The sequence below is a fragment of the Lichenifustis flavocetrariae genome (genome assembly GCF_026130545.1).
Classification (GTDB): domain Bacteria; phylum Pseudomonadota; class Alphaproteobacteria; order Rhizobiales; family Beijerinckiaceae; genus Lichenihabitans; species Lichenihabitans flavocetrariae.
This window is the reverse complement of the sequence record NZ_JAMOIM010000013.1, coordinates 57791-74180: the sequence shown is the minus strand read 5'-3', so window position 1 is coordinate 74180 and position 16390 is coordinate 57791. Positions and strand designations below refer to the sequence as shown.

The 16390-nt window shown below is 63.9% G+C and carries 12 protein-coding genes; 6 read left to right on the top strand and 6 right to left on the bottom strand.

What is annotated here, in order from left to right; genetic code table 11:
• Positions 1-239: 239 nt before the first annotated feature.
• Positions 240-950, top strand: a complete 711-nt coding sequence (locus M8523_RS18975; RefSeq protein WP_282586468.1) for an ArsR/SmtB family transcription factor — start codon at positions 240-242, stop codon at positions 948-950.
• Between the two features lie 253 nt (positions 951-1203).
• On the opposite strand, the gene M8523_RS18970 is transcribed toward M8523_RS18975, so the two are convergent.
• Entirely contained in the window at positions 1204-4560 is a 3357-nt protein-coding gene (locus M8523_RS18970) for a DEAD/DEAH box helicase (RefSeq protein WP_282586467.1), read from the bottom strand.
• A 415-nt stretch (positions 4561-4975) separates the two neighbouring features.
• Between M8523_RS18970 and lexA the strand changes: the two genes are divergently transcribed.
• From lexA to M8523_RS18945, 5 genes are all read left to right on the top strand, one after another.
• Positions 4976-5677, top strand: a complete 702-nt coding sequence (lexA, locus tag M8523_RS18965; RefSeq protein WP_282586466.1) for a transcriptional repressor LexA — start codon at positions 4976-4978, stop codon at positions 5675-5677.
• Between the two features lie 270 nt (positions 5678-5947).
• Positions 5948-6772 (top strand): TIM barrel protein, encoded by an 825-nt coding sequence (locus tag M8523_RS18960; RefSeq protein WP_282586465.1) that lies wholly within the window; start codon positions 5948-5950, stop codon positions 6770-6772.
• Between the two features lie 77 nt (positions 6773-6849).
• Entirely contained in the window at positions 6850-7764 is a 915-nt protein-coding gene (locus tag M8523_RS18955) for a sugar ABC transporter substrate-binding protein (protein ID WP_282586464.1), read from the top strand.
• Between the two features lie 181 nt (positions 7765-7945).
• Positions 7946-9484 (top strand): sugar ABC transporter ATP-binding protein, encoded by a 1539-nt coding sequence (locus tag M8523_RS18950; protein WP_282586463.1) that lies wholly within the window; start codon positions 7946-7948, stop codon positions 9482-9484.
• A gap of 64 nt (positions 9485-9548) precedes the next feature.
• The gene (locus tag M8523_RS18945) at positions 9549-10574 is read left to right on the top strand and encodes an ABC transporter permease (RefSeq protein ID WP_282586462.1); all 1026 of its coding nucleotides are present in this window, start codon (positions 9549-9551) and stop codon (positions 10572-10574) included.
• A gap of 374 nt (positions 10575-10948) precedes the next feature.
• Here M8523_RS18945 and M8523_RS18940 read toward each other — a convergent pair whose 3' ends face one another.
• The 5 genes from M8523_RS18940 to M8523_RS18920 all read right to left on the bottom strand — a co-directional run bounded on the left by M8523_RS18940 (position 10949) and on the right by M8523_RS18920 (position 16128).
• Positions 10949-12601, bottom strand: a complete 1653-nt coding sequence (locus M8523_RS18940; protein ID WP_282586461.1) for an OFA family MFS transporter — start codon at positions 12599-12601, stop codon at positions 10949-10951.
• A gap of 309 nt (positions 12602-12910) precedes the next feature.
• Positions 12911-13420 carry a DUF934 domain-containing protein gene (locus tag M8523_RS18935; RefSeq protein ID WP_282586460.1) on the bottom strand — a complete coding sequence of 170 codons (510 nt, stop codon included), beginning with the start codon at positions 13418-13420 and terminating at the stop codon, positions 12911-12913.
• Entirely contained in the window at positions 13420-14154 is a 735-nt protein-coding gene (locus M8523_RS18930) for a phosphoadenylyl-sulfate reductase (RefSeq protein ID WP_282586459.1), read from the bottom strand. The genes M8523_RS18935 and M8523_RS18930 overlap by 1 nt, the downstream gene beginning before the upstream one ends.
• Positions 14155-14159: 5 nt before the next feature.
• Positions 14160-15833 carry a nitrite/sulfite reductase gene (locus tag M8523_RS18925; RefSeq protein WP_282586458.1) on the bottom strand — a complete coding sequence of 558 codons (1674 nt, stop codon included), beginning with the start codon at positions 15831-15833 and terminating at the stop codon, positions 14160-14162.
• Positions 15834-15849: 16 nt separating this feature from the next.
• A complete protein-coding gene (locus M8523_RS18920; RefSeq protein WP_282586550.1) occupies positions 15850-16128 on the bottom strand; it encodes a DUF2849 domain-containing protein in 279 nt (92 codons plus the stop codon).
• Positions 16129-16390 lie beyond the last annotated feature (262 nt).

The following is a 16390-nucleotide window of genomic DNA, read 5'->3' as shown; positions in this document are numbered from 1 at the left end:
CCAGCCGTTGCATCACTGATCCATGTCAGCGCAAGTCCGCGCAGAACACGCACGGCACGGTCGGACAGTGGCCCGCTGTAAAGTCGAACGTGCGGCTCGGCGCAATCAATGTTCGCTGTAGAGGTCGGCAGAGAGGGTTCATGTTCGATGTATGCACGCCATGATGGGTCGAATGCTTCGGTGTCGACCGAACCATGCAGCCAGCGAGCGTGCTACGGAGGAGTCCGGGAGGCGAACCGATGGTGACGACAGTCTCGGTTGCGCAGATCGGCGCTCTTCTCGGCGATCCCGCGCGCGCGGCCATGCTGCAGGCTCTGATGGATGGTCGAGCGCTCACGGCCTCCGAACTGGCCCAGGTCGCCGGTATCGCCCCTCAGACGGCGAGCGGTCACCTCGCACAGCTCGCGGCGGCATCGCTCGTCACGATGTCCAAGCAGGGACGACACCGCTATCACCGCCTTGCCACCCCGCAGGTTGCCCGGCTCCTGGAGAACCTGATGCTCGTGGCGTCCGATGCAGTCAGAATGAAGCCCCGCGTTGGACCACGGGACGCACGCCTGCGCCTCGCGCGAACCTGCTACGATCATATGGCCGGATGGCTCGGCGTCAGCCTCGCCGATACGCTGGCAGCGCGAGGCTGGATTGAGATCACTGATGACGCGGCGCTTGTCACGCCCGAGGGATTGCAGGGTCTTGCTGCGCTCGAGATTGATGCGGAGGCCAGCAGGACCGGCGGCAGGCGTGCGACGCTACTCTGCCGCCCATGCCTCGATTGGAGCGAGCGCCGTCCGCATCTCGCTGGCCGCCTCGGCACGGCACTCTGCATGCACTGCCTCAAGCAGGGCTGGGTACGTCAGCAGTCAGGCTCACGCGCGCTTGATATCACCCCGGCGGGCTGGCGCGCCCTCCGCGACGAGTTCGACATCAGGCGACCGAATGTTTCGACCTGATTGTCGACCTCCAGAGGGCGGCGTCCGACCGGCCAGTTGGCTCGACATCGAGCAAAAACGCTGGTTCGCTTAGGATCCCCCCCATTGCTCACCGGCTGGATGCGCTTTTGAGCGCCCGCTGTCGGCAATGAAGCTCTGGAACGTTTCCCGTCCCAATCGGCGTTTCAGATGCCGTCCTGTTGTTCACCGTGTCAAAGTTGAGCCGAATCCACGACTCCCGGATCGAGGGCATGACAATCTGCCATACTCTCCCTCACCCGGCACCGAACAGCATGTCGAGATCTGATTCCGTCATGGCGAGGGTTTGTGCGCTGTCCTGATCGAGCATGCTGTCGGCGAGGGCACGTTTTCGGTCTTTCAGGATCTCCATCTTCTCTTCGATGGTGCCGGAGGCCACGAGCTTGTGGACGAAGACGGGCTTGTCCTGGCCGATGCGGTGCGCCCGGTCGATCGCCTGGTCCTCGACGGCGGGGTTCCACCAGGGGTCGTAGAGGATCACCGTGTCGGCGGCCGTGAGGTTCAGGCCGGTCCCCCCGGCCTTGAGGCTGACGAGGAACACCGGGACCTCGCCCTCCTGAAAGGCGCGGACCACCGCGTCGCGGTCCCGCGTCTGACCGGTCAGGATCACATAGGGGGTCCCGGAGATATCCAGACGTAACCGGATCAACGCCAGCATCGAGGTGAATTGCGAGAAGATCAGGATGCGGCGCTTCTCGGCCAGCAGGTCGCGCAGCAGTTCCTCCAGCCGTTCGAGCTTGGCCGAACCGGCTCGTCCGGCCGCCTTGGGGGTCGGCTTCAGCAGTCGCGGATCGCAGGAGGCCTGCCGCATCTTGAGGAGCGCGTCGAGGATGACGATCTGACTTCGCGCGAACCCTTTGCTGGCGATGGCCTCCTGCACAAGCGCGTGCATCGACAGGCGCACCGCTTCGTAGATGTCGCGTTGCGCCTGCCCGAACTCGACGCGCTCGATGATCTCGGTTTTGGCCGGCAGATCGCTGGCCACCTCTTCCTTGGTGCGGCGCAGCAGGAAGGGCTTGATCCGGCGGGCCAGCATCCGGGCGCGGGCGCTGTCGCCCCCTTTCTCGATCGGTGTCCGCCACTGCCGGGTGAAAGAAGTCCGGTCGCCGAGAAAACCCGGCAGCACGAAGGAGAACAGCGACCAGAGTTCGCCGAGATTGTTTTCCAACGGCGTTCCGCTGAGGCAGAAGCGATGGCGTGCGTCGAGCGTGCCGATGAGCTTGGTGGTGGTGGCCTCGGGATTCTTGATGGTCTGTGCCTCATCGAGGATCAGCATGTGCCAGGAGGTCTGGTTCAGGACGCCATGGTCGCGGCCGATCAGCGGATAGGTTGTGAGCACGAGATCGCTCGTCCCGATGGCGTCGAAGTGGGTCTTTCGGTCGAAGCCGTGCAGGACGAGGACCCGCAGGTCGGGGACGAAGCGCTCCGCTTCACGGCGCCAATTGGCCATCAGGCTCGTCGGCGCGACCACGAGCGCCGGCCGGTCGAGCCGGCCTTCGGCCTTCTCCATAGCCAGCAGCGCCAGGGCCTGCACGGTCTTGCCGAGACCCATGTCGTCGGCCAGAACGCCGCCCAGGCCGACGTCGCGCAGGAAGGCGAGCCAGGAGACGCCCTGCTGCTGGTACGGCCGCAGGGTCGCCCGGAACGACGCGGGCAGGCCGGCTTCGGGAATGCCCTTCGATCCGAGCTTGCGGCCCATCTGGCGGAGCGCTTCGCCGCCGCGCCAGACCAGCCCCGCCGTGAGTGTTGCCTCCTCGAAGCTGGCGAGCCCGACCGCATCTGCCAGCCGCAGCCGAAGGCGTCCCTCGCCCAGGAGCGCACCGGCGGCGAGATCATGGATCGCGGCGACGATCGAGGCGATGCGCGACAGCGGCACGGCCAGGATGCGCCCGTCGCCGAGCGGCAGGTAGAAAGGCTCATCCTCTGCCTCGCCCCCCTGGAACGTGTCCGGATCGAACGAGGGCGCGCCGATCAGCGACACGATCGGGTCCACGAGGTCGATCCTCTCACCGTCGACCATCAGGCCGAGGCTGAACTCGAACCAGTCGATCCCTGAGCTTTCGCGGATGTCGGCCTGGACGGCCCCATCACCTCGCAGCAGACGGAAGGGAAAATCGTCGGCGACCTCGATCTGCCATCCCTCGGCGGATAGCCGCGGAAGATCGTGATAGATCGCGTCGAGCCAGCCCATGTCGTCGCCCTCCGGCACGAAATCATGGGCATGCGCGGGTGGGACCTGGGGCCGGACTCGACTGAGCGGCAGGAAGCCGATTTGGCCAAGCGCGTTTGAGTGTCCCCTTTCCGCCGCGAGGTCGCGACGGATGTCGAGGACCCGGCCTCCCTCGATGCGGCTAAGGCGGGCGCGGGGTTCGCCGGGGGCCACCTGCGCCGGCCCATACCGAAACGACAGCCGGGCGATGCCGACCGGTTCGAGCGGCGCCTCGTGGCCGTAATGCCTGAAGGGCGCGGACGCCTGGACGGGAAGCCGGGCCGTGAGAAGCCGCAGGCATGGGACCGGCGCCACCTCGACCACGTCTGGCGGTCCGGCATCGACGGGGCCGACAGCGGCGAGATCCGGGGCGCGTTGGCGCAACGCGGCCGTGAACGCGGCGATCCGATCCGCGGGTACGGGTGGAGCGTCGAGCAGAGCGGCCGCGATCTTGGGTTGAAACCCGGTTTCGAGCGGGCCGATCAGCCCGGCTTTCGCATCGACATAGACGGGCGGGGTGGCGTTGAGCACGACAAGGTCGTCAGCGGCCTCGAAGATCGGCCGCAACGCTTGTCCGTCATGGGAGGTCCAGACCAGGCGCGCGGGACGCGGCCCGCCAGGCGCTAGGCGTGGCCCGTCGGTCGACAGCCAGTGGGCGCGATCCGTCGCCAGGATGTCGGCGAGGACAGGCGCCGCGGTCTCGCGCGCCAACAGCAGGTCGGTGGTGTAGGTCTCGCGGCGAAGCCGCGCCAGGGCCGCGAGGATCCTTATATCGGAAGGCCGCAGGAACTTGGCCGGCTGGCCGGAGGTCACAGAGTCGGGCGCGTAGGGGCGGCCCGAGTCGGAATAGCGCCCGTCCTTCAGGAGCCGCGCCGAGATGGGCTTGACCATAAGTTGGGCGGCGCGAGATCCGCGCGCGAGTGGCGCCAGGACGTAGACAATCCGCTGAGCCACCGTGGCCGGATAGGTTTCGTCCGCGGTGGCACGAGCGCGGTCCAGATCGTCGAGCCAACCCAGCAGTTCTGAGGACAGGGCTCCCTGCGGACCCTCGGGGACGGCCCGGATCGGGTGCGCAATCCCGACGCGTGCGGAACTTTGGGCGACCGCAGCCTCGCCTCTGTTCGGGATGCCGGCCAGGCCCTCGAGCAGGGCCGCCGCTACATGCTTGCAATTGAGTCCGACCGGGCAGCTGCAATGTCCCTCGATGTCGACCCACCCGGCATGCGGTTCAAGCGTGATGGTTTGCGTATAGGGTTTGCGTTCGTTGCCGATCACCCGGGTCGACAGCGTTCCGTCTTGCTCAAGGTCCATCGATAGAACGCGACGTTGCGACCGGTAGACCTGTCCCGCCTTGAAGGCATTGGCGGAAACGGATCTCTGCACGTCAGCTTCGGAATAGGTAAAGCGGCCCCTGGCCCGGCTGTCCGGTTTCAGCCCGCGCCCCCAGAGGTTCGATCGACTCGATGAATCTCTTGGTTAGTTTTGGATGAACCGGTCATGTGCGGATCATTTGATCGAAGAGTCCGAAGCTTCAACGCTTTTCCGTTGCTGTGGATCACGATGCACCTGACCGGCAAGGTAGAGCGACTTAAGCCCAACAAGGCGCGCTGTTGGCAATTGCATTGTCAAACCTGTTGAACACCGAACCTTAGGGTCGAAGACATATTCAGCGTGATTTATCCCGCGCGGAAGGCCAAGCCTCATTGAAGAGCCCCTTAGCACATTGCGGAACGCAGCGGGAACGGATAGTCTCCGTTCACGATTTGTTTGATTGCGTCGCGGCGGCGGGAGAAGCGGGATGTTGACCAAGAAGCAGAGCGAGCTCTTGCTCTTCATCGATGCGCGGCTGAAGGAAGCGGGAGTGCCTCCGTCGTTCGACGAGATGAAGGATGCGCTCGATCTGAAATCGAAATCTGGCATTCATCGCCTCGTCATGGCTCTCGAGGAGCGGGGCTTCATCCGTCGCCTGGCCAATCGGGCGCGGGCGCTCGAAGTGCTTCGCCTCCCCGAGGCGGCTGCGAGTTCGGCGCCACGGCGGGAGCCCTTCCGGCCCCGTGCGATGAAGGGCGGACTGGCCGAACAGGACGAAGCGCCGGTACGGGCCGCCGCCAACAGCAATGCGATCGAAATTCCCGTCGTGGGCCGTATCGCGGCAGGTTCGCCCATTTCGGCCATCCAGTCTCCTTCGCGTACCATTAGCCTCCCGGCTGACTTCCTTCCTCCCGGTGATCATTTCGCGCTGGAAGTGCAGGGAGAGTCGATGGTCGGCGATGGCATCCTCGACAGCGACACCGTGATCATTCGACGCCAGGATACGGCCACCTCGGGCGATATCGTGGTGGCCCTGATCGACGATGAGGAGGCCACCCTGAAGCGTCTGCAGCGCCGCAAGGGAATGATCGAGCTCGAAGCCGCGAATCCCGCCTTCAAGACGCAGGTCTATGCGCCTGAACGCGTGCAGATCCAGGGACGTCTGGTCAGCCTGATGCGGCGTTACTGATCGTCCGCACCCGCGCACCAACGTGATGTCTGCGTGGGGCACGAGATGCGGAGCGCCCCGTTGGTCGCTGCGCAGATCGTGTCAGGTGCCCGTTGAAAATCGAACAAACGTATTGACCGCCTGGCGTCGGTGGAATATTCATTTCATATAAGAATAGAGGACGCCACAAGGCAGTTCTCGGGGGAAACCAAGATGAGCTGACACGCTCATCGTGCCTTAACGCGTCCACAGACCGATCAATCCAGTCTCGATCCGACCGTCAGGTTCGCCATGCCGTTGCGCTTTGCGTTGAATCATATGGTGTGTCCCCGCAAGTCGCTGCGCGACTTCCTGGCGCTCGCGCAGGCGCTCGGCGTGGCGCATGTGGAAATCCGCAATGATCTCCCGGGGCCGATCACAGATGGAACGTCGCCGGAAACCGTGAAGGCGGAAGCCGCGGCGGCCGGGGTTTCGATCGTGTCCATCAATGCCCTGCAGCGGTTCAATCAGTGGAGCCCCGCGCGGGCCGCCGAGGCGGCCGAGCTCGTCGGCTATGCGCAAGCCTGCGGTGCAGCTGCCATCGTCCTCTGCCCCGTCAACGACTTGACCTTCCAGCCCGACGAGGCCACGCGGCTCGCTGGTCTGCGCGAGGCACTGAGCGGACTTGCCCCCATGCTACGGAGCGCCGGGTTGATCGGGCTCGTGGAACCGCTCGGTTTCGCCGAATGTTCCCTGCGATCGAAGCGAGAGGCCGTCGAGGCCATCGATGCCGTGGAAGCGGCCGATGTGTTCCGGCTCGTGCACGACACGTTCCATCACCATGTCGCGGGTGAGCCCGCCCTGTTCCCCGATCGGACGGGTCTCGTCCATGTTTCAGGGGTCGTCGATCCGTCGGTTCCAGGGGAGTCGATGCGGGATCCCCATCGCGTGCTGGTCGACGCCGAGGATCTCATCGACAATGTCGGCCAAATCGAGGCTCTGCTGGCAGGCGGCTACGCGGGGCCGATCTCGCTCGAACCTTTCGCCGAGAGCGTCGCCGCCTTGGAAGATCCTAGGCCGGCGGTAGAAGCCAGCCTGAGATACATGCAAACGGAACACAACAAGAAGGCAGCCTGACAGGCGCTCGACCAAGCGGACCGGAAATCGGCCGTCCATACCATCGGGTATCAAGCCCGAACACGAGGGAAACGCGAATGAAGAAGCTTTTTCTGGCCCTGTCCGCAACGGTGGCATTCAGCGCCGCCGCCCATGCGACGACGATCGGGGTCACCATGGACAAATTCGACGACAACTTCCTGACGAGCGTCCGCAACGCCATCGCGGCGGAAGGCAAAGCCCAGGGTGTCACGCTGCAGTTCGAGGACGCTCAGGACGACACCGGCAAGCAATTGAGCCAGATCCAGAACTTCATCGCCCAGAAGGTGGACGCCATCATCGTCAACCCGGTCGACACGTCGGCGACGCCGAAGATGACGCAGCTCGCGGTCGCGGCGAAGATCCCCCTCGTCTATGTCAACCGCAAGCCCGAGGACAAGGAACTGCCCGCCAACGTCGCCTTCGTGGGTTCCAACGAAAAGGTATCGGGCAAGCTTGAGGGCGAAGAACTCGTCAAGTGCCTCAAGGGCAAGGGCAACATCGTCGTCATGCAGGGCCAGCTCTCGAACAATGCCGCGCTCGACCGGACGGCGGATATCGAGGAGGTCGTGGCCGCCAACCCGGACATCAAGATCGTTCAGAAACAGACCGCCAACTGGGACCGCAATCAGGCACTTGATCTGATGAACAACTGGATCACCGCCGGCGACAAGATCGCGGGCGTGGCGGCCAACAACGACGAAATGGCCATCGGGGCCATCCTGGCCCTGAAACAGGCCGGCGTCGACCCCAAGACCATGTGCATCGGCGGCATCGATGCCACGGCGGATGGCCTGTCCGAGGTCGCCAACGGCAACCTCTACGTTACGGTATTTCAGAACGCCACCGGGCAGGGCAAGGGCGCGATCGATGCGGCTCTCAAGATGGTGAAGGGCGAAAAGGTCTCGTCCTACGTCGACGTCCCGTTCGAGAAGGTCACCAAGGACAATTACAAGACCTACATGACGAAATAGGGCCACCTCCGGCCGCGGGGGCTTTGCGGTTCACCTATCTCAGCAGGGCATCCTAAACCCCCTCTCCACAAGGGAGAGGGTGACAACGCAGCATTCTGCACTTCGCACGAAGTGTGAACCCGACCAGGCTCCGCGGGCGATCCGGCCCGCGCAGCTCTAAACAACAGCTGGCGGAGGTCCCATGCTCAGCCCGGGAACATTCAGGACCGTGCGTGAGGCGGGCGTGAAGACCCGCGCCGACTACCTCCTCGAAGTCGACAACGTGCGCAAGGAATTCCCTGGCGTAGTTGCACTCGACAATGTGACGCTGCGCATCCGGCCCGGCACCGTGCACGCCTTGATGGGCGAGAACGGCGCCGGCAAGTCGACACTGATGAAGATCATCGCCGGGGTCTACCAGCCGGACACGGGCGAAATCCGCCTCAAGGGCAACCAGATCAAAATTGCCACGCCGCTCGACGCGCTCGAGGCCGGCATTGCCATGATCCATCAGGAACTGAACCTGATGCCCTACATGACGGTTGCCGAGAACATCTGGATCCGCCGCGAACCGCTCAATGGCTTCGGCCTCGTCAATCACCGCGAATTGAACCGGCGCACGGCCGAACTCTTCAGGCGTCTCGCCATCGATATCGATCCGGCCTCCGAGGTCCGCGATCATTCGGTCGCCAACCGGCAGATGATCGAGATCGCCAAGGCCGTGTCCTACGAGTCGGACATCCTGATCATGGATGAGCCGACGTCGGCCCTGACCGACAGGGAAGTCGATCATCTGTTCCGCATCATCGCGGACCTCAAGGCGCAGGGCAAAGGCATCATCTACATCACGCATAAGATGAACGAGCTTTTCACCATCGCGGACGACGTGTCGATCTTCCGCGACGGGCGCTACATCGCCACCCATGCGGCCAAGGACATCACGCGCGAACAGGTGATCGCTGCCATGGTGGGTCGCGAGATCACGCAGATGTTCCCCAAGGAAGAGGCCCAGATCGGCGAGGTCGTTCTCAGCGTGAAGGATCTGGCCCTCGAAGGCGTGTTCCGCGACGTGTCGTTCGATCTTCGCAGGGGCGAGATCCTCGGCCTGGCCGGGCTCGTGGGGTCGGGACGCACCAATGTGGCGGAAACGATCTTCGGCGTGACACCCGCGACCGGGGGCCAGATCCGGCTCAACGGTCAGCCGATCAGGATCCGTTCGCCGCGCGAGGGCATGAAGGCCGGCATGGCGCTCCTGACCGAGGATCGCAAGGACACAGGCTGCTTCCTGGCCCTCAGCGTGCTGGAAAACATGCAGATGGCGGTGTTGACCGATCGCTTCGTCACCGGTGGCTTCGTCAATCAGGGTGCGGTGAACGCCGAATGCACCAAGATGAAGGACGCGATGCGGGTGAAGACGCCCAACCTCGACGAGCGCATCGAGAACCTGTCGGGTGGCAACCAGCAGAAGGTGTTGATCGGCCGCTGGCTTTTGACGAACCCGAAAATCCTGATCCTCGACGAGCCCACGCGCGGGATCGATGTCGGAGCGAAGGCTGAAATCCATCGCCTGATCTCCCGCCTCGCCTGCGAGGGCGTCGCGGTGCTGATGATCTCGTCCGAGATGCCCGAGATCCTCGGCATGAGCGATCGCATCGTGGTCATGCATGAAGGGCGCGTCACCGGGATCCTCGACCGTGCCGAGGCCGATCAGGTCAGCATCATGCGGCTCGCCGCGGCCTGAACTCACTTTGATTGCAACGGCGTGACCAAACCAACGCCGGCCTGACCTTGCAAAGGGACGCGCCATGGAACCTCTGAGCAACACGCTAGCGGCGCCCGATCGAAAACCGAAGCGCCAACGACGGCTGCCCACCGAATTCGGCATCCTGGCCGTGCTGATCGGCATCGCACTTCTGTTCGAGGCGCTGGGCTGGGGCATCAGGGGCCAGAGCTTTCTCGGCAATCAGCAGCGCCTTCTCGTGATGATCCTGCAGGTCTCGGTGGTGGGGCTGATCGCGATCGGCGTCACGCAGGTGATCATCACGGGTGGTATCGATCTTTCCTCCGGCTCGGTGCTGGCGGTGTCGGCCATGGTGGCGGCGAGCCTGGCGCAGGAGCCCGGCTATGCCCGCGCGGTGTTTCCGTCGCTGAGTGGCCTGCCGTTCATCGTGCCGGCCCTGTGCGGGCTCGTGATCGGGGCGCTGGCCGGGTTCATCAACGGCAGCCTGATCGCCATCACGGCGATCCCGCCCTTCATCGCAACGCTCGGCATGATGGTGACGGCGCGCTCCGTCGCACAGGTCTATACGCGCGGCCAGCCGATCAGCATGCTGGCCGAGAACTACACCTGGATCGGCTCGGGCGCCGTGCCTGTCGTGATCTTTCTCGTGACCGCGGTGATTTTCCATATCGCGTTGCGCTACACGCGTTACGGGAAGTTCACCTATGCGATCGGCGCGAACCCGCAGGCCGCGCGCGTGAGCGGCATCAACGTCAACCGGCACATCATGCTGGTCTACACGTTGGCCGGCCTCTTGTCGGGCCTCGCCGGGCTGGTGACCTCGGCGCGCGCGCAAAGCGGGCAATCCAGCATGGGCCTCGGCTATGAGCTCGACGCCATCGCGGCGGCCGTGATCGGCGGCGTCAGCCTCGCGGGCGGCGCCGGGCGCATCACCGGGACCGTGATCGGCACCCTCATTCTCGGTGTGATGACGAGCGGCTTCACGTTTATCGGGATCGATTCCTACATCCAGGGCATCGTGAAAGGGATTATCATCGTGGCCGCCGTCGTGGCCGATCAGTATCGCCAGCGGCGCCGGCGGAAGGTGTGAGGTCGGGTGCCGTCGCAACCCTTGCTGGAATTGTCTTGGGGCGCTGTGCAGACACGAACTGTCTGCCAGGTGTTGAGCGTTCTCGTTCCAAACACCGCGCGACGAAGCCGGAGATGTTGCCGGATATCTCTGGGCCAGTGTCCGGGCTTTGAGGATTCCCCACGGCGCCCATTGGCTCGCAGTGACATGTGGCATGGGGATCGCAGAATTCGTTTGTCGGTTCGTGATCGCGCGGAGCGATGCGCCCAGAATGCAGCCAGACGTCTCGGTTAGGATCGTGTGATGGCCGATCCCGAGGGGTGACGTTTCCTACACTGGACGGGAAAACTCCATCCAGTGTAGGCCGGCACCAAGCTGCTCCCTTCTGACGAGGGTTATCTAAAAAGGATCAGCGCCTTGCTGAGCGTCTGCCAGACCCCCCAGAGCAGTGGCACGCCGACCAGGGCCCAGGCGATGGCGGCCCGGGCGTCGAACCCGCCGAAGCCGATACCGAAAGAGCCGGTCGCAGAGGCGGGCGTCGCACGATTGGGCTGAAGGGCCGCGACCTCGCTGTCCTTCATGAACCAATGGTCCGCGAGAGGGCGGACGAGGCTATTGGCGATGAATCCCAGGACCAGCATGCCGGCCAGGATATACATAGTCCGATCGTACACCTGATCGCGGGGCACCCCGGCCGCGATCTGAGCTTCGCGGATATAGTTCACCACGACGGGGCCAATAATGCCAGCCGTCGACCAAGCGGTGAGAAGTCGTCCATGGATGGCGCCGACGAACTGGGTTCCAAAGATATCGGCCAGATAGGCCGGGACCGTCGCGAAGCCACCGCCGTACATTGACAGGATCACGCAGAAGATCCCTACGAACAGCGCCTTCGAGCCGGCATGGGCGGCCCAGGGTCCGCTCGCGTAAAGCACGATGCCGAACGCGAAGAAGATGAAATAAGTCGTCTTGCGGCCGATCTTGTCCGACATCGCGGCCCAGAAGAAGCGGCCGCCAATGTTGAACAAGGACAGAAGACCCGTGAAGCCGGCCGCGATGGCCGCGATAGCGGTCTTCTGCGTCGGGTCGAGCTGCGTGAAGCTTAGGTCGGGCAAGCCCAAGAGGCGGCCGCCGAAGATCTCCTGCAGCATGGGTGACGCCATGCCGAGCACACCGATGCCGGCCGACACGTTGAGGCAGAGCACCGCCCATATCAACCAGAACTGGGGCGTTTTATGCGCGTTCTTGAGATGCACATTGCGGGTGGTGATCATGCTCGACTTCGCCGCAAGAGCCACCGGCAGTCCATCCGGACGCCAGCCGGCGGGCGGAAGCCGGTAGAACAGCGCCCCCGCCATCATGGCGACGAAATAGATCAGGGCGAGGGCGACGAAGGTCTGCCACACCCCGACCGCATCCGTCGTCTTGAAATGATCCATCAGCAGGTTTGCCAGCGGCGCGCCGATCATCGCGCCGCCCCCAAACCCCATGATTGCCATGCCGGTCGCCGTGCCGCGCCGGTCCGGGAACCACTTGATCAGGGTCGAGACCGGGGAGATGTAGCCAAGTCCAAGCCCGATGCCGCCGATGATGCCCGGCCCGACCAGGAGCAGCCATAGCTGATGGGTGGCGATGCCGATCGCGCCGATAAGCAAACCGCCGGACCAGCAGAATGCCGCGACCACGCCGGCCTTACGCGGGCCGGCACGTTCGAGCCATCCGCCCCACAGCGCTGCCGACGAGCCGAGCACCACGAAGAAAAGCGTGAAGATCCACCCGAGGTCGCTAACTTTCCAATCACAACCAGTGTCGAACAGGGCCTGCGTGAACCCGATCGCGCAGGCCTTCGGCGCCGTGATGCCGACCGCTCGCGACAACGGCAACCAGAAGACGCTGAACCCATAGGCCATGCCGATGCAAAGATGAATCGCCAGGGCGGCCGGCGGCACGACCCAGCGGTTGAACCCCGCTTCAGCGATGATCCGCTCGCGATCGAGCAGATCGGGGCGTCCGTGTTCACGCCCACCCGCAACGGCAGTGATCGTCATAGCGCAGCTTCTCCCGGAAATTTTTTTATCGTTGAGCGTGAGCTAAGGCTGGTACAGCCGCCAGCTCGAGGTTGTACATGGCAGCACGAACCAGGGCTCTCAGTCCATCGACATTTCCCGGGCTGCCGCGAAAGTGGCAAGGCCGCCTTCGGGGAGCACGAAATTTCTCGATGCCTCGAGAGATGTTCAAGCTGCGCTTCGGACCGGACGATCGACGGCATTCGAGGTCCGGATACGGGGAACGTCGGGCGCCGCGCCGGCCCTCATCCGCCTTCCTGCCTTCTCTCGTTCAGACGGGAGAAGGGAGCTTTACTCGATTGATCGCCGCGCCCAAGTCCGTGGGGTATTGACCCGCATCTCCGGCCCGTAACCCGGCTGATAGAAATCCGACATGAAGGGGGTTTTGCCGGCCTCCAAAGCCCGCAAAGTCGGCTCGTTCGTGATCTCGAACGCGTCGAAGCCGCAACGCGTCATCAACTGCAACTGGTCCCAGAGAATGTCGCCGACGGCCCGGATCTCGGCCTTGTAGCCGTATTCCTCGCGCAGCTTGGTGGCTTTGGAAAAGGACCGTCCATCGGCGAATTTCGGAAACGACAGGGAGACGAGACTCAGGCGCCCGAGGTCGGGGACCAGGGGGTCGAGTGCCTCGCCGGGCTCGACGAGCACCCCCAGCAACTGGTCACGCCGGCTCAGGGCGTCGCGCTGTTCGATCCAAGCTTTCAGCGGCAAGATCGTCGGCACGCCATTCGGCGCGAAACCATCGTCGGGCAGCGCGCGCCACAGGTTGTCGATCGCCTTGCCGTTCTTGTAGACCGCCATCAGATCCCCGCGCCCCCGCTCACCACGCCGAGGTGGATGCCGCATTCGACCTTGCCCTTGCCGCGCCACCGGCCCGCTCGCGCGTCCTCGCCCGGCTTCACGGCCGAGGTGCACGGAATGCAGCCGATCGACGGATAGCCCTTGGCCACCATGCGATGGCGCGGCAGGTTGTGTTCGTCGAGATAGGTCAGAAGTTTCGTGGCATCCCAGCCCGCCAAGGGATTGATCTTGACGCGCTCGCCCTCCGTCTCGAACAGCGGCAGCGAGGCGCGCGTATCGGCCTGGAAACGCTTGCGGCCCGTGATCCAGGCGTCGAACCCGTCGATGGCCCGGCCAAGCGGGGCCACTTTGCGGATGGCGCAGCAGCGGTCGGGATCGCTTGACCACAGGAAGCTTTCCGGGTCGAGGGCCGCGAGTTCCTCCGGCGTCGCCGACACCGTTCGCACGTCGGTCAGGCCGAGCAGAGCCACCAATTCGTCGCGATAGGCCAGCGTTTCGGGGAACAGATGGCCGCTGTCGACGAAGATCACAGGCGTCGCGGTGTCGATCGTCGAGATCATATGCAGCAGCACGGCCGAGTCGGCGCCGAAGCTCGACACCAGCGCGATCCGACCCGGAAACAGATCCTTGATAGCGAGGCGCAGCACCGCGCTGGCATCGAGCGCGACGAAGCGCTCTTCGAAGCGCGACGCGGCCGAAAGATCCCCGAACAGGTTGACGTCCAACACACCCATGATGGTCAGATCCCTGCGCCCTCGTTCTTCTCGTAGAGCGCTTGTTTGAACGGCGCCATGCCGACTCGACGGAAGGTCGAAAGGAAGTCCTCCGACCGGTCGCGCCTGACGCCAAGATAGGTATTCACAACGGTTTCCACCGCATCCACCACGTCTTCCGACGAGAAGCCGGGGCCGGTCAGCGTGCCGAGCGAACAGGTTTCGTCCGCCGTCCCGCCGAGCGTGATCTGATAGGTTTCCTCGCCCTTCCGTTCGAGGCCTAGGATTCCGATATGGCCCACGTGATGGTGGCCGCAAGCATTGATGCAGCCTGAGATCTTGATTTTCAGGTCACCAATGTCCTGCGCGCGGGGGCTGTCGCCGAACCGTTCGGAAATACGTTGCGCGACCGGGATCGATCGCGCCGTCGCCAAGGCGCAATAATCGAGACCCGGACAGGCGATGATGTCGGTCACCAGACCGGCATTGGCGGTTGCGAGGTCGGCGGCCGCCAGCGCGTCGTAGACGGCCGGCAGGTCTTCGAAAGCGACATGCGGGAGGACGAGGTTCTGCTCGTGCGAGACGCGGATCTCGTCGTGCGAATGACGCTCGGCAAGATCGGCCACGAGGTCCATCTGCTCCGCCGTGGCATCGCCCGGAATGCCGCCGATGGGTTTGAGCGAGATCGTCACGACGCCATAACCCGCCACCTTATGCGGCGTGACGTTGACGGCCACGAAGCGATCGAAGGCCGCATCCTTGGCGCGGCGCGCCTCGACAGCTTCCGCGTGTACCGGCTTCCCGGGTAGGTTCGGCAGCGCGAAATAGCTCTGGATGGCCTGGATGTCGGCGTCAGGCAGGGTAAGGTTGCGCTCGCGCACCTTGGCGAACTCGGCCTCGACCGCGGTCCGCATGGCCTCGGCGCCCTTCTCGTGCACCAGGATCTTGATACGGGCCTTGTATTTGTTGTCGCGCCGACCTTCCAGATTGTAGACGCGGACGATCGCATCCGTATAGGCGAGCAGCTCCGCTTCCGGCAGGAAGTCGCGGATTTTCAGCGCCACCATGGGTGTGCGGCCCTGGCCGCCACCGACATAGACCGCAAAGCCGATCTCGCCCCTGTTGTTCTTGATGACGTGATACCCGATGTCATGCACCTGGATCGCGGCGCGATCCTTCGGGGCACCGGTGACGGCGATCTTGAACTTGCGGGGCAGGAACGAATATTCGGGATGCAGCGACGACCATTGCCGCAGGATCTCGGCATAGGGGCGGGGATCGGCGACTTCGTCGGCGGCCGCACCAGCGAACTGGTCGGCCGTGACGTTGCGGATGCAATTGCCCGATGTCTGGATCGCATGCATCTCAACCGAGGCCAATTCGTCGAGAATGTCCGGGCAATCCGCCAGCGCGGGCCAGTTGTATTGGATGTTCTGCCGCGTCGTGAAATGCCCGAACCCCTTGTCGTAACGGCGGGCGATATGGGCGAGCTTGCGCAGCTGGCGCGACGACAGGACCCCGTAGGGGATCGCCACCCGCAGCATATAGGCATGGAGCTGAAGGTAGACGCCGTTCATTAGCCGGTGGAGCTTGAATTGCTCTTCCGTCAACTCGCCCGAAAGGCGGCGTGCCACCTGGTCGCGGAACTGTGCCACGCGCTGGGCCACGAACTGAGCATCGAATTCATCGTAACGGTACATGCGTCAGGTCCGTCGGTTAGCGCGGCTTGCCGTGCTCGGGATGCACCGTCGGCCCCTGAGCCCGAATGGCTTCACGAAGCTTGATCGGCACCAGAACGCCAGCCTTCGGGGCGACGTCGATGGCATAGATGTCGAGCACGACATTGGCTTGCTCGTCCTTCTGGGCGGATTTGAGCGCCTCCGCCGAAGCGTCCACGGTCGAAAAAACCTCAGCCTGCGCGAGCCGTTCCACCCAGGTGCGATCTTGGCCGAGAAAAACCACGGCGCCATCGGTCAGGCGGCTGGCTGTGATCACTTGGTTCAAAGCACGCGCCTCTTGCTCGACGGCGCCGATCGCCGCAGCCTCGTCCTTCGCATAATTCCAAACGAGCGATCAACTCCCTCGGCTCTCCTTCAGATAGCATTTCACGTGAAAAATTGCGAGATCGCTTTAATATACAAAATGCGACTGTAAATTATTTCGTAACGAAATGAGATCTTCTGACCAGGGCGGCGCAAGCATCGCGCGACACGCTGCGCGGAGTTTCATGTTGCACTGCACGATCGGTCACGTCTGA